Here is a 14,250-nt window from a genome sequence, read left to right on the forward strand (position 1 = left end):
GGGTCGGCGCCGACGGCGCCGCGATGCGTCAGATTTTCGAGCACCGCCAGGCCGTCCGTGACGATCTGATGCGACTTGACGCCCTTCATATTGACGATGAAGCCGACGCCGCAGGCATCGTGCTCGTTGCGCGGATCGTAAAGGCCGTGGGCGGCGAACCCGGTAGGGGTCCGCCCGATCTTGGTCAGGCCAGTGGCGATGGACGGATTTTTGACGGCTGGCGCTTTCGTCTGCGCGGCCGGGCCGTTCGTCGCAGATGGCGTCACTTCCGTCATCGTCCTGTCCTCCGTTCTTGCCTGGCGCAGAGACAGGCGGTCGGCTGCGTCCCCCGTCTTCCCCGCCTGTGGGCGCAGGTGGATCGGTGGGCAGCGCCGAGCTGGCTGAGTAACCTTCTTCATGTTGCCAGCCTTACTCCAGTGCCATCTTTGACGGGTCCGGGAGACCCTTAGCGGCAGTATGTTTTGGTGAGTTGATCAGGCACGTCTTCTCCTTGCTCGGTCACGTGTTTGCGGTAACGGCGAGGCTGGGCTGGACGCCTGGGCCGACCTATTTGTACATCCACGTCAGGGAAATGGACGAATTGGCCAGTAAGCCATTCGCCCCTCTTTGGTTTCCTCCTTGGCCGCCCCTTTCACCTTTTGGGAGAATCCTCTTGCGGAGCCACACAGAGAGCGCCGTAACAAACCTTCTCACCCTTGTAGTTGGCCAGAGCCTGCAGCAACTCGGGTAGAAGGTGCTGTTTCAGGTCGTCCGAGATAGGCTCCGGACCCTCCAGCGCTTTCAGTGTCTGCTCGACCAACTCGATGGCGCGATCTTTGTTGCCGCTCTCATGATAGTACTGAGCGACCACCGGATAAGACAGGAACTTAGAGCCGCCGCCTTGCGGCAGTGCCACGATGTGTTTGGACAGCTCTTCGCCCATCGCGAAGCGCTCAGCAGACGGAAAGCCGGAATAATCAAAGCCCGGCGCGAAGAGTTGGTATAGCGCCCAATACATCCATCCCTCGGACTTTCTGTCGATCGCGTCGCGAACGAATTGGCGCATTACGGGCAAGCCGGCCTGCATGTCGCGCATTCTGTGAAGCAACAGATTGACATGACTCACGCGGAAGTTGAGTTTGTCCGGTATCAATGCGAGGCCTTCTTCAATCGCCGAGAGCGCCGTCTTCCAATCCTCGGCCTCCATTGCCGGCCGAAGTTTGTCGTATATGGGCTTGGTCAGCGCTTGTTCGCGCGCTATGGTTTCGCCTTCCGCAATCCGCTCCGTATCGGCGGATTTTGCCTGATCGCTGATGCGCCAGCTGCCGTTAAGCACCTTCGGCAAAACCTCATCGAGTTGCGTCGGATGACCGATAAAGGCGATGTGGCCGTCTCGGTCGACCACGAACGAGGTCGGGACCCCGTAAGAAAAGCTGGGCTCCATCCAAAGCTTGTCCATTTCGCCTGTGGAGTCGAATGCGATCCGATAGTTCAGATTCGGGAATTTTTCGGTCAACCAAGCGTCCAACGTGCTTCGGGCCTCGTCGGCCGTTGGAGCGTCTTCAGAAGCCGCGACTCCGACGATCTCAACGCCGTTGTCCTTGTATTTCTCCTGCAGCTGGATCAGATGGGGCATCCCGTCCACACATGGGCCGCACCAAGTTGCCCAAAATTCGACTATGCACACTTTGCCGGGCTCAAAGCTGGTGAGGGGCTCGCCACGCAGCCAGTTCTCGACTTTAATCGAAGGAGCCGGGGACTCCGTCTGCAATACCACGTTGCGGTCCAAAGCTATTTCCAAAGGTTTCTGCACGAGCTGGTTTCCTCTCAGAGACGGCACACGGGTTCAGGGAGGAGCGGATCGCTCGTCTTGCCCCATTGAGTGCAGTCACAGTCACTCAGTCTCAAAAACCATGCCAACGCGCTCAGCGCGCAGTTAGCGCCCATTGCTTCGAAAAACCTCGACAGTGCCCAGATGTTGGTTGTAATGAACCTGACATTTGTCTGACGCTGTCAGCTTTTGGACACGCGATCACGCGCTTCGTGCCGCCAGAAGGTCAGGCCGAGCCCTGTGTTGCCAGCGGTCGCTTCGATGATTGTACCGCCCCGCGCGAGCTGGCCACGCTGTTCGGCATTAACGATCATCGACAACGCAATGCGATCCTTGATCGATCCGCCGGGATTCTGGCTTTCGAGCTTGACGAAGAGACGACACCTGCCGGTATCGAAGCTCTTCAGTTCGACGACCGGCGTCTCCCCAATCAGATCGAGCACTGACGCAAATGGCGGACGCAGGCGAGAGGACGCCTTTGTCGACGGTCGGCGGAACATCTCGAGGCTCATGCGGCTGCGGTCTCCAGAATGTCGGCATAGTGCCGTTGCGCAGCATCGGGATGCGAGCGCAGTCGGCTCTTCAGCAGTTGCGGAACAGTGGATTGTCGGGGTCGCTGGCGGGGCACCCGCTTCGGCAGCCGTTCAGGCGGCAGGTCAAGAAACCGTATGTCGGCATCAAGCCGCGCGCCGAAGAAGAAGGGAATCGAAACAGTGCCCTTCGAAAGACCCAGGGCAACGGAAATCATTGCATCGGGCGAGTTCATGCGCCTGAAGCAGCGCTGCCTGCAACTGCTTCATAGCGACAGGCGGGCGAGACTCTAGCGAGGCTTTCGCCGCTTGGTTGATTGAGGCTCTCGACGAAGCCACTAAGATTCGGCGGCCGATAATAGCTTGCTGCTCATTGGGACGTCGACCAACGCCGGGATTGAGAAAGGCAACCCTGCCCCACAAGGCGGGTGTCACACGTGCGGTGCGTCCGCTCGTCACGCCGGATGGTTTTTGAGACCTGGGTTCACGGCTAATCAGATGCACCCCTGTCGTCGTTTCGGTGCAGGCCGCCAGGGGGGCGTGTTGCAGCAGCTTGCAATTAGTTTCGCCAGTACGGGGCGTGCGAGCACGGGGCTGCACAATGAGATCATATGCCGGCGTGGGGACCAAGGTGTGGCGCAGCCTTAGAGAACTCAACACCGAGACCGGAGCAACGGAGACTGCTCTTTCGTCGAGCCAGTTTAAATTAGAACATTCTTTCTATAGTTTACGTCAATTATCCTGTTCGATAGCTCTGTCGACTAGCGATGAGACTTTTCAACGCAGCGCGGACATCCGCTGGCCGGATGTGACTTGCTATCCCTTTCAAGATCAAACAGGAGAACCCATGAGCAATCCAGTCCTTGTCAACCGGACCATTCTTGACTCCGACGTTGTACCGCTGACCAGCCGTGTCGGAGCTGAAATCAGAGGCGTTCGCCTTGGCGGAGACCTTTCGGACGCAGCGATAGCAGCCATCAACCAGCTTCTTCTAAAACACAAGGTGATCTTCTTCCGCGGCCAGGAGCACCTCGACGATGCGGAGCAGGAATTGTTCGCGCGGCGTCTGGGTAACCTTGTACCTCATCCCACGCAGGGGCCGGCAGCCGGCACGGCCTCAATCCTCAATCTCGATTCCGGCCGTGGCGGTGGCAGGGCAGACCAGTGGCATACCGATGTGACTTTCGTCGATGCCTATCCGAAATTCTCGGTCCTACGTGGCGTCGTCATTCCGGCGGCGGGGGGCGACACGATCTGGTCCAACACGCACGCCGCGTACGAGAATCTGCCGGCGCCGCTCAAAATATTGGCGGACAATCTGTGGGCTATTCATAGCAATGCCTACGACTACGCAGCCGTGCGCCCGCGCGCCACAGCCGAAGAGAAGAGGCACTTCGAGGAAGTCTTCACATCGACGATCTACGAGACCGAGCATCCGGTCGTGCGCGTCCATCCCGAAACCGGGGAGAAGTCGCTGCTGCTCGGCAATTTCGTGCAGCGCCTCGTCGGCCTTTCCAAGAGCGATTCCGCCAAACTCTACGAGGTGTTCCAGTCCTACGTCACTGCCCCGGAAAATACCGTGCGGTGGCGCTGGCAAGTAAGCGACGTCGCTATCTGGGACAACCGTGCTACCCAGCATTATGCGGTCAACGACTATGGCGACCAGCACCGGGTTGTGCGTCGCGCTACGGTTGACGGTGACGTTCCGATCGGCGTCGACGGTCGCCGCAGTATAACCCGTGTCAAGGCAGCCAAGCCGGCGGCGAAGGCAGCCTGACCGTCTGAACAGGGTAAAGATGAAAACTTCGTATCGCCGCGGCCATATCGCGCTGCTTAACCGCCCCACAAAGCCTTATGATTTCCGAGAAGCAAGGCGAGTTGCGGGCTCGAGGCTTGGCCCGAAATCGAGGTCCTGCAGCGTGGCGCATGGCTCGAGTCGCTGCTCGTGGCCCCGCTGCAGCGGTACAGGTCCCCCACCGCCCCACCATCTCGCCCGCCCTGCACCTCGGATAGCGATCATTCACCGTTTGTTCATTATGATAGCGCACGATCATAACTGGACATGCTGGTAGCTCGTACATGCCTGAAGGCCCTGCGCGCCGACCCAGCGCCGGGGCCTTTTTACTTCCGCAAAATCGATTCCAGCAACGTGGGCACTTCGCAGGATGTCGCAATCCCGCGCTTGCGATGATACGCCGTACAGCGAATTGCGCGAGTCAAACGAATTTGGGTTCCTCAAATATAGAATCGTCGATACCGATCCTGATGGATCGAGCCTCGACGACGAAGTCAACCATCTTCAAACGGAATTATTCAACATTGCCGAGAGCTCCCGGTGTGCCGTCGAAGCCGACATTCGGGAGGTCAGCGGTCACCAACGATCATGGTGATCGCCAGCATCTTTCGTATTCACATGACCGTCGGCCTGGTACTTTCCCGAGGCCATGACATGAGTGGGTCTTCCAAGCACCGATTTGGCCCGGTAGGATTTGCAGGGGGCGCGGACAAGCGGATGAACAAACGGAATGATGCTGGAAAACTGCGCGCCTGCTGGGATTTAGCCGACCGTCGATAGGAACATAGCCCTGGTCGACGGCTTTCTGAAGGGCAAGAGTTTCGCCGACCTGGCTCAGGAACATGGCTTGTCGACAACGAGGGTGCGCCAAATCATCGAGAAGGCCGATCGGCTCGTGGGCGGCGGCATTCAGACCAAGACTGAAACGTCCAACGCCTCGCCTCGATCCGATTTCATGGTCGACTATCCCTATGTGTGCAAATTGGCCGAGAAGCACCGGCTGGGTAGCGTCACGCCGCATCATTCTTTGCGGAGCTGGAGCGCGCGGGATCGCCGGAGCGGCTGGTGAAAGCGGTTGCCGGGGCGCACGCCAACAACAACACGTGAGCTGGCGCCTCGTGTGGCAAAAGGAGAGGGCGAGAGCCCATGGCCTGCAATGAAGCGATCAAGCATTGCGATCGTGGAACCAAGCTGCCCAGTCGACCATCCGGACCGCGGCCTTCAATGCCAGCTCGCCTTGGAATCGGCCTTCCAGGAATTGGCTGAGCGCGCAGCGGAATCCGGCTGGACCGAGGAGATAGCCACGCGCTCCTCGAACTCGCCGGCGCGCGCCTCAGGAGCGACTCCGCCAATGACGAGACTGAGAGGACGATTAATCGTGCCAGGGCAACGAGAGAGCGGCAGGTTCAAGAAGCCTCGCCTGACCCGATAGGAACGTCGCTGCGCCAATAAAATTGGCGGTGAAGGCTGACCGCGGCCGAGTCGGGCAAGCGAGCGAAGTGCTGAAATAAGGGCGTGAGAATCCAAGACATCGTTTGTAGAGAGCATCGAGCTTCGCGAAATTGTGGTACAGGATCGACCGCAGGTGTTCTCGGAGCGCTCGCAGAACCCGGGATTCTTCCGCGGCACCCGCCAAGGCGAAGAACGGTCAGAGTTGCACGATAACGCTTAAAAGCGAGCCTTCCTCCGAAAGTCTGCGCGCGCAGTTCCACGGTCCGATGCGCTTTCATAGCTATTCCAATCGCCGCGCCCATTCTCTCCCGGATCAGGTCCAGCGGGTCTGCAGTGCATGCGCCCCCAAAGTGGACGCCATTGGGCCGGGTGAACCGGGCTCGATTGCGCGCCGAAGGCCCGTTCCAGGCCCGGAAATCCGGGTCCGTCAGGGCGAGCGCGTGCGGGTCGAGGTAGAGAACGGCCTTGCCGAGAAAACGACCGTGCACTGGCATCGCGTGCGTGTGCCACATGCCATGGATGGCGTGCCTCACCTCACGCAGAAGCCGATTGGAGCGGGCGAGCGCTTCGTCTACGAGTTCGACGCCGTCGACGTCGGCATCTGCTGGTATCACCCGCACCAGCGGAGCTTCGAACAGGTCGGGCGCGGACTTTATGGTCCGCTGATCATCGAGGAACCGAAGGCGGTGCGGGCCGATCGCGAGGTGACCTGGATGCTCGGTGACTGAGGGCTGACGAAATCTGGCGCAATCAGCGAGGATTTCGGCAACCGGCACGACATTCACCACAATGGCCGCGTCGGCAACACGGTTACCATCAATGGCCGCGTGCCGGATACCTTTGCGGTCAGAAAGGGCGAGCGCATCCGGCTGCGGCTGATCAACGCCGCCAATGCACGCATCTTCAGTCCCGACTTCACGGGTTTTCAGGCCGGCCGTCATCGCGCTCGACGGCCAGCCGGTGACGCCACACGCGCCGGAGGCGGGTGGTGCTGGGTCCCGCAATGCGCACCGATCTGATCCTCGACATGACGGGCAAGCCGGGCAGCCGGCTTTCGATCTTCGACCAGTTCTACGAGGGGCTGGAATATGAGCTCGTCGATCTTGTTTATTCCGACACTCCGCTTAGGGCACGTGTGCCTGATTGGCCGCTGACCCTGCCGACCATTCCGCTGCCGGAGCCGGACCTCGATACAGCGTCCCGCAACGAAGTCGTCTTCACCGGCGGCATGATGGGCGAGATGGTGGCGCAGGACATGGGTGAAAGCATGGGTCCGGGCGCATGATGCAGGACGATGAATTCCGGCACCGCCTGGTTCATCAACGGCGTCGCCGCCGACGAGGCCAATCACGACATGAAGCCGGGGCTGACGCTCTTGCGGAATAAGAGCCACGTCATCGCCACGACCAACGCAACCGCGTGGCATGATCCGATCCATCTGCACGGCCATTCCTTCCGGGTGATTTCCCGCAACGGCCAGCCCACCCCACGTCGCGAATGGCAGGACACGGCGCTGGTTTCGCCGCGCGAGAAGGTCGAGATCGCCTTCGTCGCCGACAATCCCGGCAATTGGATGTTCCACTGCCACGTTCTCGAACACCAGGCGGCCGGTCGCCTGACCAGTCCACAAGCCGAAGGAGAAGCAAAAATGTCCAATACCCTGATAGCTCTTGTCCTCGCCTCGATCCTGTCAGGCGCCGCTCCGGCGTTCGCCGGCGAAAGGACGTCACGCTCTACAAGAACCCGCAATGCGGCTGCTGCGAAGGTTATGCCGGCTATTTGCAGGAAACGGCTTCGCTGTCACCGTCAAGGCCGACGCACGACCTTTTCGCCATGAGCCGCGAAGAGGGCATTCCGCCGGAAGCCGATGGCTGCCTTCTCTCGTTCATCGACGGCTATGTGGTGAGCGGCCATGTGCCGGTCGGCACGGTCAACAAGCTCTTGACCGAGCGGCCCGACATCAAAGGGCATGACGCTGCCCGGCATGCCGATGGGCTCCCCCGGCATGAGTGGCACGAAGGAAGCGCCCTTCGAGATTCTCGAAATCCGGAAGTCTGACGGGACCGGCGGCGTCTACGCCACGGAATAGGAGGCTTCGATGATGGAATGCATGAGCGGCATGATGATGTTCGGCATGGGCCTGGTGTGGCTGCTTGTCGTCGTCGTGCTCGTCCTCGGGACGGCCGCGCTGATCAAGTACCTGTTCTCCAGCGGCGGCAAAGGAGAAGGGCGTCGGTCCTCTTATCGATGCGTGGCCGCGGCAGGCCTCGGATTGGTCTGGACATTGCCTTGGCTCGCCAACCGGATGGCCGGTGGCGGCGCCCCGGCCGCGGCGATAGCGCTAGGCAAGACGGTTTTAGCCAGGCGAAGGTCAGCGCGATTGGAAAGCCCGCTGCCTTCGGGACGCATGCCGGCGCCGGGACCGGCCGCGGTCGTCGGCGGCGGCTACCAGAGCGACATGCCGGGCTTCGGGAATGTCCTCACCGACGAGGAGATCCGGGCCGTTCTGGCCTTCATCAAAAGCACATGGCCCGAGCGGGAACGCGCCTATCAGGCAGATGAGCCGCCGGGAGCGGGAGCAGACACAGTGAGACCAATCCTAGCCGCGGAGCCCTCGAACGCCCCCAACCGGAATGCATTGTCCATGAAAGCGAAACCGTCGCTTGCGATTCAATTTCTGGCGCTGATCCTCGCGACCTCCGCGCTGGCCCACCATCCGGGCGCCGATCTCGACAAGATGAGGGACAGCGCGGAGAGGTTCTTCCAGGCGATCGACGAGCAGGCCGCGCCGCCTTTCGAACTGGCCGACGCGGACGGAAGGGCCGTCCGCCTTTCCGATTTCTCCGACAAGATCGTGGTGCTCTACTTCATGACGAGGTAACCTTGGAAGAAGAAGGCGACGGCCACTGGCGGCAGGATGGCAAGCACGCTGGCCGCAAAAAGCGGCCCATACTCATAGAAGCGGGCCGGTTCTGTCGCAAATCGTGCTTTTGGCCACAACTGGACGCTTTCGCGCGCTTATGGACCAGCTCACATGTCCAACAACGCAAGCAGATGACAGGGCTCGACGTGCCCCGGGGTGGCGCCCTACTTCCACGCTCGCACTGTCACACTCCCGCCGAAAGGCGGGTTTAGTGAGTTATGGCAGTGACTGTGCCACCAGTCCAAACGTCGAGTTTCGCGGCAACTTCGACGCTTTCCTTAGCTGACTTGCCCAAAACCAGCGCGGCCAAAGCATACTGCTTGCCGCTCCCGATGGCATAATATTCACCTTTCACGGGATCACTTGGCAGCCAATTGCCGTCCAACAATACGGCTTCCCCATTTTTGCGCACTATCAGCGCCTCAAATTCAAAATTGTCGTCGTTGCGCGGCACAGGAATATCAGAAACATCCATGCCCTTCTCAACCCAGTCTCGAACGGCCTTTGGAATACCCAAGGACGAAGAGGAAACGCCGATGAGTGTGCCGTCGCATAAGCGAAACACCTTCGTTTTCTCACCGACGGATACTGAGTCAAAACCCAAGGCTCGGCCGTCGCCAGCCATGGTTCCGTTCCTGTAAGCTATTGTTGTCATTGGCACCCTTCTATCGCTACATCAAACTTCAGGACCTTGCGCATGTCCCCTGTGTCAAGGTCACTGACCCACGGCCTATTTGCCTGATACACGATACAGGCTGCGCTCCTTGAGTTCGCGCACGGGTGGCCGTCATCTTGCCGCCTTCGCGCAATGCCTTGAACAGGCCGAGTCTGTCCCCCAGCGGGAATGACAACCACCTCCATGTCGTTGAAAAGCAGGAAATCCGTCACTTTGCCTCGTCGGTAACGGGCGGAGCCGGAGCGGTCGTCACCGGGCAAGCGCGGTCGCAGTAGGTATCCTGGGCAGCCCGTCAGACATGGATGGCTCCGGTTGTGGTGACGGGGAGGGCGATAAGCAAGTTCGGGCCAAGTGATTGTTCCGCGGCTGTATGTTTTGGTGAGGTGATCATGCGACTTCTTGTTGGTCGGTCACGTGTTTGCGGATAACCAGCATGCGCTGTGCCAAATGAGAAAACCATTTAAAGTCAATCCAGCAGATCTGACTGTATTCCGACATTGTCGGAAATTGGACATCGCCGAACGCGAGCGCTCGGGGCTTGTGATGATACTTGGGCGTGCTGCTTCGGAGGAGGGATGCGCCTCGTACCGGCCGCGAAGCCTTCCTGCATTTAAGGCGCCAGATCAATTGAACGCGCATACCAGTCAGCCGTCCCGTCGTTTAGTCCAAATGGCGATCCATCTCAGCGCGCTCACGCCATCCACCTTTCTGCGCGACCCAAGCTAAACACGCTCGGCGATGATTAGGATACCTACTACATCTGGACCCGCCCGGACCCGCCCGGCCTTGCTCGCCTGCGAGACTTGAGGCGTTCGTCGATCGGATAGAGGTTTCGATTCAGGAGACGTGCTTCGTGATGCGGCCATGATAGGCCGGTCCCTCACCGACTGCCGCACGCTCGGAAGAAGCCAAGGTAGGCGACAAGCCTCTGTGGATCGCTGAAGCGCCGAATGTTGCCGATTGCCGCGGCAACGTTCGCACCCACGGTGACGGAGGCAACGTCATCAGGCGACGGATTGTCGGATCCTAGTGGGCACCACCGCGATATCCGCCTCGACCACCGTCAACGCCTCGTTGATCTGATTGATCAAGCCGAGGTGGCACTCGATGGCGGCGCGCTCAAGGAGCAGCATGAGTTAACACCTACTCCTAGCGCCGCTCCTGGAGTCCTATTTCCGCCGGCGCCTGACGAAGCAGCGCAATGCGACTCCCGCGACCGTGGCCAGCTACCGCGATGCCTTGCGCATGCTGATCCTCTTTGCCGCCGCCCGATTGCGGAAGAAGCCGGGGGCGTTGGCGCTCGAAGAGCTGATCGAGATCTCGTTCTCGCTTTTCTCGACGAACTCGAGGAGAAGCGGAACAATTCCGTCACCACGCGCAACGCCCGCTTGGCCGCGATCCGATCTTTCTTCCGCCACGTCGCTGCCGCCGACCCGGCATCCTTCGGCGTCGCCCAACGCGTGCTGACGATTCCCATTAAACGGACGCACATTGACGTGACGTACCACCTCACCACGGCCGAAGTGGACACCCTCATCGCGGCGCCAGATCCAAAGACGCCCCGTGGTCGGCGCGACCGAGCCTTTCTGCTCTTTCTTGGCACGAACCGGCGCCCGGCCTCCGAAGCCACCGGCGTCAACGCAAACGACCTTCAGTTGGAGCGGCCGCACCCACAAGTGCTGCTGCGCGGCAAAGGGCGTAGAGACCGCGTCGTCCCCATTGCTAAGGACCCGGCTGCGGGCGCTGACATCCTTGTTGAGCGAGCGCGGGATCGCCCATCACGAGCCGCGACCGATATTCCTCGGCGCCCGCAACGAGCGCCGGGCCTACCAGACCGGCTTTGGCCGACAAGCCCATATCGCCGCACATCTTCCGGCACTCCCTCGCCATGAAGCTTCTCCAGTCCGGCGTGGACCTTTTGACGATCCAAGCCTGGCTCGGGCATGCACGGGTCGCCACGACCCACCGCTATGCCACAGCGGATGTAGAGATGATGCGCAATGGACTCGAGAAGGCGGGCGTCACCGGCGATCACGGCGTGCGTTTCCGACCAAATGACTCCGTTCTGCAACTGCTGAACTCCATCTGAATGTTTATGTGGCGGAGGCAAGCTGGGTTTGGCCGGTCCGAAGGGGTCAGGGCGGCTCCGCCACATAATCTCGCCCGACGCATAAATGCGGATCCCGGCCCAATGTCTCCTGAACCTGCAGAGCGAGACGCTGCATTCCGCGACGCATATCGGTCCGGCCCACCGCCAACCAGATCCGCACCTGGCTCGGGACCGGGATCATGAAACGCCCCGCGCCTTCACCATCGCCGCTGCCAGTGTTGGCGGCGTGGTCAGTGGAATCCGCAGCCGCACCTTGCCGGCGACGTCCAGCTCGATCACCACTGGCGGCGGGAGCGGCTGGGCGCGTTCGTCAAGAACGTCTTCAGTTGCCGGCTGCCCGGTCTCAGGTCGAAACAGCTCGTTGCGCCAGTATCGGCTGCTGGGCGCGACGCTGTTCGCTGTGTCACAGGAAGAAAGGAAGGTCACCTTGGAGCTCAGGTCAGCCGCCCCTCGGGCTTTTTGCCTATGGCGGCAAAGGGCTCAAGCAAGCCCGAGCTTTTTCCTGAGCTCGGCGTTTTCTTTCCGGAGCCGGTCAGCGAGGAGCTTCTTCAGACGGGCGTTCTCTTCTTCAAGCTTCACAAGATCCTTGAGCTCATCGCTCTGTGTTGTCTGCCCAGCAGCCCTTTTCCAGTGATAGTACGTCTGTTCCGATATTCCAGCGTTCTGAACGGCTGCCTTGATACTCTCTCCCCGTCCGATCTGCTTCTCGATCTCGCCGAGCTTCTGGGCACGCTCGTTCTCAGAGTAATTTCTCCGCGCTGCCCGGACTGTAGGCGAAGCGATCGCTTTAGATGAAGACGCCTGAAGAGCCGAGCTGGCGGCTCTGGTTCGTATAGCACCTGCGCGCTGCGCGGTCCGCTTCCGCGTCTTCGGCGCCTTTGTATCGGGTGTCTGTTCCTTCACGGGCACCTCGCCTGCTGCCTGGGTTGCCTCAGTTTCCTTAAGGTTGGACATCAGAAACTCCCTGCGATTTCAAACATCTATTCTAGCACGCAGCATCTAGAACTTATGGGCTTTGTCAACTGCGGCCACAAAACCGTGCTCGCCAATGTCGCCGTCCGACGCGTTAACATGATGCCAGTAACTGCGGCAATGCAATCGGTTCGCAATCCGCAACAAAGAGTATCGGCTGGATGTGCACGACGCCCCAGTCTCTGAAACAGCGTAGCCGCCCGGTAAGAGCCGCTTTCAGTCTGCCTTAGAAACAAGGTGGTCGGTCGCCACTCCCGCGCATACTATCCGTCTACTCTTGCTCCTCGCACGGCGCCAGGTCCTCGTCATCGATGCCGGGCAGCGTCGCAGCGGCTAAGCCAGCCACTCGCATTGCTCCCTGACAGGATGGTGCCGATCCTGCTGAGATCGCATGCTGGCGCGACGTTGCTTTGCGGCCACCGTCGCGCCTGCCCGTGAACTGTTCGCGCCTGTGCTCATGCTCGCCTTGACACCCTCGATGGGTCCATCCGGGATGGTCAACCATCCCGAACATAGCGGGCAGGCGGGCATCTTCACCAGCAGTCTCTGTGTCGCTCTCGTGGCGGCAAACAAGATCGAGGCTGGCGGGGTGATGATCAACGGTCCTCGAACCATCGATTTTGATCGCGGTGGCCGTTCAGTGTGTTCAAACACGAGGCGCCGTTAGACGGCACCGCAGCATCATAGCGAAGTGCCATGCAGGACGACTCCCTGCAGCATCGTCTCGCGCAGCCAAACACTTGCCGGATCACTGTTGTGAACGGCCGGACGTTTGACGGCCTGTGACGCGAAAAGGCAGCGGAAGATCTAGCATTTATGGGGGAAATGTTTTTTCGGAGTGCTTGACCCGCAGGAAGGGCATGACTGCCTATCGCCCGACCCGGCAAGGCCGCACTCATGACCGGCTGGGCTCGGATCCTGCATGCCGCGCCCGTGAGGTTACTTGTCGGAAGTGCGTCGAGCACAACGACGAGATGTAGTTCACGATCTTTGAAACGCGTGGTCAACTATCCAAAGTGTGGATGCCTTTCATCGAAACAAACGATTTCATCAATGTTGTGGAATCCTGCATGGGCAGAAGCACCTGACGCACACCGATGCCCCACTGCCTCATGGCGTGGCGAGCGTCTTAAGAACTGCCCGAAAGGAGAACTTTCATGCGCTCTACCGGGCAGTGGAGTGCTGGGAAAGGGAGTTGCAACTGACCGGCCATGTCAACTGTCCGACTTCTTCCGAGCCTATGGACAGACTGGGAACCTTCCACGCAAAGCCATTCGAAAGCGGCCGCAGTTGGGCCGGCGCGAGACCGGAAGCCCGCGCAATCGGCTACGACGCGCACGGTGTAGCGGCTCACATCGTCATACTGCACCTACGCCACACACCGGCCGGACCTGATCCGGCTTTATGAGCATTGGGCTTTGTCAGTCGCACAAGCGTGATGGCTTTCGCGACGCGGCGCGCCTCAGGAACTGAGCCGCGTCCAGGTCGAAACGCGGGAAAGAAAGACAGGAAACAGAATGGCCGATCAATTCGCAACGGACGTCATTGCCCTGATCAAGAAACGCGCCGAGTCGGAGAGCGGTGAGGGAATGCCTGCGTCATTCGTCGGCGAGATAACAATCGCCACGGAACTGGACGCGCTCGGGTTCGATTCGCTGGGTTTGGCGGACGTCCTCTGGGATGTGGAACAGGCCTACGGCATCAAGATCGATATGAACACGGCCGATGCCTGGTCCAATCTCAAGAATGTCGGCGACGTCGTGGAAGCCGTCCGCGGCTTGCTTGCGAAGGAGGCTTGAATGGACAGGCGCGTCGTTATCACCGGAGTGGGCGGCCTGTGCGGACTGGGCACTGACGCCGCCTCTATGTGGAAAGAGATGCGCGAAGGCCGCTCCGCCATCGGCCCGCTCGCCAATTCCGAGCTTCATGACCTGGAGGGCATGACCGGCGCTGAGATCAAGGCGCTGCCCGAGCACGACATC

The 14,250-nt window shown here is 60.2% G+C and carries 22 protein-coding genes and 1 pseudogene; 12 read left to right on the forward strand and 11 right to left on the reverse strand.

Going from position 1 to position 14,250, the window contains the following annotated elements:
- The 4 genes and pseudogenes from BLT09_RS32900 to BLT09_RS32915 form a co-directional block, all read right to left on the reverse strand.
- Positions 1–275 (reverse strand): hypothetical protein (locus BLT09_RS32900; RefSeq protein WP_139172723.1); only part of this gene is annotated, 275 nt, incomplete at its 3' end.
- A 356-nt stretch (positions 276–631) separates the two neighbouring features.
- Entirely contained in the window at positions 632–1,756 is a 1,125-nt protein-coding gene (locus BLT09_RS32905; RefSeq protein WP_091600634.1) for a TlpA disulfide reductase family protein, read from the reverse strand.
- A gap of 281 nt (positions 1,757–2,037) precedes the next feature.
- Positions 2,038–2,310, reverse strand: a pseudogene (locus tag BLT09_RS32910) (pyridoxal-phosphate dependent enzyme); the annotation flags it as partial.
- A gap of 8 nt (positions 2,311–2,318) precedes the next feature.
- Positions 2,319–2,576: a hypothetical protein gene (locus tag BLT09_RS32915; protein WP_091600625.1), complete on the reverse strand. Its 258-nt coding sequence runs from the start codon at positions 2,574–2,576 to the stop codon at positions 2,319–2,321.
- A gap of 611 nt (positions 2,577–3,187) precedes the next feature.
- Here BLT09_RS32915 and BLT09_RS32920 point away from each other — a divergent pair.
- Complete coding sequence (locus BLT09_RS32920) at positions 3,188–4,117, forward strand: TauD/TfdA dioxygenase family protein (RefSeq protein WP_091600626.1); 930 nt, start codon at positions 3,188–3,190, stop codon at positions 4,115–4,117.
- Between the two features lie 880 nt (positions 4,118–4,997).
- Positions 4,998–5,204, forward strand: coding sequence for a hypothetical protein (locus BLT09_RS32925; RefSeq protein ID WP_091600627.1), 207 nt, complete (start codon positions 4,998–5,000; stop codon positions 5,202–5,204).
- Between the two features lie 152 nt (positions 5,205–5,356).
- Here BLT09_RS32925 and BLT09_RS34550 read toward each other — a convergent pair whose 3' ends face one another.
- Positions 5,357–5,545: a hypothetical protein gene (locus BLT09_RS34550; protein WP_158302651.1), complete on the reverse strand. Its 189-nt coding sequence runs from the start codon at positions 5,543–5,545 to the stop codon at positions 5,357–5,359.
- A 482-nt stretch (positions 5,546–6,027) separates the two neighbouring features.
- Here BLT09_RS34550 and BLT09_RS35335 point away from each other — a divergent pair, with 482 nt between their 5' ends.
- The 5 genes from BLT09_RS35335 to BLT09_RS35765 all read left to right on the forward strand — a co-directional run bounded on the left by BLT09_RS35335 (position 6,028) and on the right by BLT09_RS35765 (position 8,468).
- Positions 6,028–6,315 (forward strand): multicopper oxidase domain-containing protein, encoded by a 288-nt coding sequence (locus BLT09_RS35335; RefSeq protein ID WP_236473615.1) that lies wholly within the window; start codon positions 6,028–6,030, stop codon positions 6,313–6,315.
- A gap of 260 nt (positions 6,316–6,575) precedes the next feature.
- Positions 6,576–6,872 (forward strand): hypothetical protein, encoded by a 297-nt coding sequence (locus BLT09_RS35340; protein WP_236473614.1) that lies wholly within the window; start codon positions 6,576–6,578, stop codon positions 6,870–6,872.
- 9 nt (positions 6,873–6,881) lie between these two features.
- Entirely contained in the window at positions 6,882–7,424 is a 543-nt protein-coding gene (locus tag BLT09_RS35345) for a multicopper oxidase domain-containing protein (RefSeq protein WP_236473613.1), read from the forward strand.
- Positions 7,421–7,645 (forward strand): DUF411 domain-containing protein, encoded by a 225-nt coding sequence (locus BLT09_RS35350; RefSeq protein WP_236372580.1) that lies wholly within the window; start codon positions 7,421–7,423, stop codon positions 7,643–7,645. Before BLT09_RS35345 ends, BLT09_RS35350 begins: the two co-directional genes overlap by 4 nt.
- A 40-nt stretch (positions 7,646–7,685) precedes the next feature.
- On the forward strand, positions 7,686–8,468 hold the full coding sequence (locus BLT09_RS35765; RefSeq protein ID WP_244529185.1) for a redoxin domain-containing protein: 783 nt from the start codon (positions 7,686–7,688) through the stop codon (positions 8,466–8,468).
- Positions 8,469–8,718: 250 nt separating this feature from the next.
- Here BLT09_RS35765 and BLT09_RS32955 read toward each other — a convergent pair whose 3' ends face one another.
- The 3 genes from BLT09_RS32955 to BLT09_RS35360 form a co-directional block, all read right to left on the reverse strand.
- Positions 8,719–9,135 carry a hypothetical protein gene (locus BLT09_RS32955; RefSeq protein ID WP_063169404.1) on the reverse strand — a complete coding sequence of 139 codons (417 nt, stop codon included), beginning with the start codon at positions 9,133–9,135 and terminating at the stop codon, positions 8,719–8,721.
- 1,055 nt (positions 9,136–10,190) lie between these two features.
- Complete coding sequence (locus BLT09_RS35620; protein ID WP_259980032.1) at positions 10,191–10,319, reverse strand: hypothetical protein; 129 nt, start codon at positions 10,317–10,319, stop codon at positions 10,191–10,193.
- A 93-nt stretch (positions 10,320–10,412) separates the two neighbouring features.
- Entirely contained in the window at positions 10,413–10,862 is a 450-nt protein-coding gene (locus BLT09_RS35360) for a hypothetical protein (protein ID WP_236473612.1), read from the reverse strand.
- A 164-nt stretch (positions 10,863–11,026) separates the two neighbouring features.
- Here BLT09_RS35360 and BLT09_RS35365 point away from each other — a divergent pair, with 164 nt between their 5' ends.
- On the forward strand, positions 11,027–11,275 hold the full coding sequence (locus tag BLT09_RS35365) for a tyrosine-type recombinase/integrase (protein ID WP_236372574.1): 249 nt from the start codon (positions 11,027–11,029) through the stop codon (positions 11,273–11,275).
- A 46-nt stretch (positions 11,276–11,321) separates the two neighbouring features.
- Here BLT09_RS35365 and tnpB read toward each other — a convergent pair whose 3' ends face one another.
- The 3 genes from tnpB to BLT09_RS32990 are packed head-to-tail and all read right to left on the reverse strand — an operon-like array spanning position 11,322 to position 12,250.
- Positions 11,322–11,477, reverse strand: coding sequence for an IS66 family insertion sequence element accessory protein TnpB (gene tnpB / locus BLT09_RS35625; RefSeq protein WP_084831567.1), 156 nt, complete (start codon positions 11,475–11,477; stop codon positions 11,322–11,324).
- The gene (locus tag BLT09_RS35370; RefSeq protein ID WP_236473611.1) at positions 11,474–11,722 is read right to left on the reverse strand and encodes a transposase; all 249 of its coding nucleotides are present in this window, start codon (positions 11,720–11,722) and stop codon (positions 11,474–11,476) included. Before BLT09_RS35370 ends, tnpB begins: the two co-directional genes overlap by 4 nt.
- A gap of 54 nt (positions 11,723–11,776) precedes the next feature.
- Entirely contained in the window at positions 11,777–12,250 is a 474-nt protein-coding gene (locus BLT09_RS32990) for a transposase (RefSeq protein WP_091600632.1), read from the reverse strand.
- A gap of 409 nt (positions 12,251–12,659) precedes the next feature.
- On the opposite strand from BLT09_RS32990, the gene BLT09_RS32995 reads away from it, so the two are divergent.
- The 4 genes from BLT09_RS32995 to BLT09_RS33010 all read left to right on the forward strand — a co-directional run.
- Entirely contained in the window at positions 12,660–12,935 is a 276-nt protein-coding gene (locus tag BLT09_RS32995; protein ID WP_091600633.1) for a hypothetical protein, read from the forward strand.
- 507 nt (positions 12,936–13,442) lie between these two features.
- Complete coding sequence (locus BLT09_RS35975) at positions 13,443–13,676, forward strand: GNAT family protein (RefSeq protein ID WP_405023153.1); 234 nt, start codon at positions 13,443–13,445, stop codon at positions 13,674–13,676.
- Positions 13,677–13,785: 109 nt separating this feature from the next.
- On the forward strand, positions 13,786–14,067 hold the full coding sequence (locus BLT09_RS33005; RefSeq protein WP_029356603.1) for an acyl carrier protein: 282 nt from the start codon (positions 13,786–13,788) through the stop codon (positions 14,065–14,067).
- Positions 14,068–14,250, forward strand: a 183-nt coding sequence (locus BLT09_RS33010; RefSeq protein ID WP_275955146.1) for a beta-ketoacyl synthase N-terminal-like domain-containing protein, incomplete at its 3' end; no start/stop codon positions are given.

It is taken from the genome of Mesorhizobium muleiense (genome assembly GCF_900099905.1).
Classification (GTDB): Bacteria; Pseudomonadota; Alphaproteobacteria; order Rhizobiales; family Rhizobiaceae; genus Mesorhizobium; species Mesorhizobium muleiense.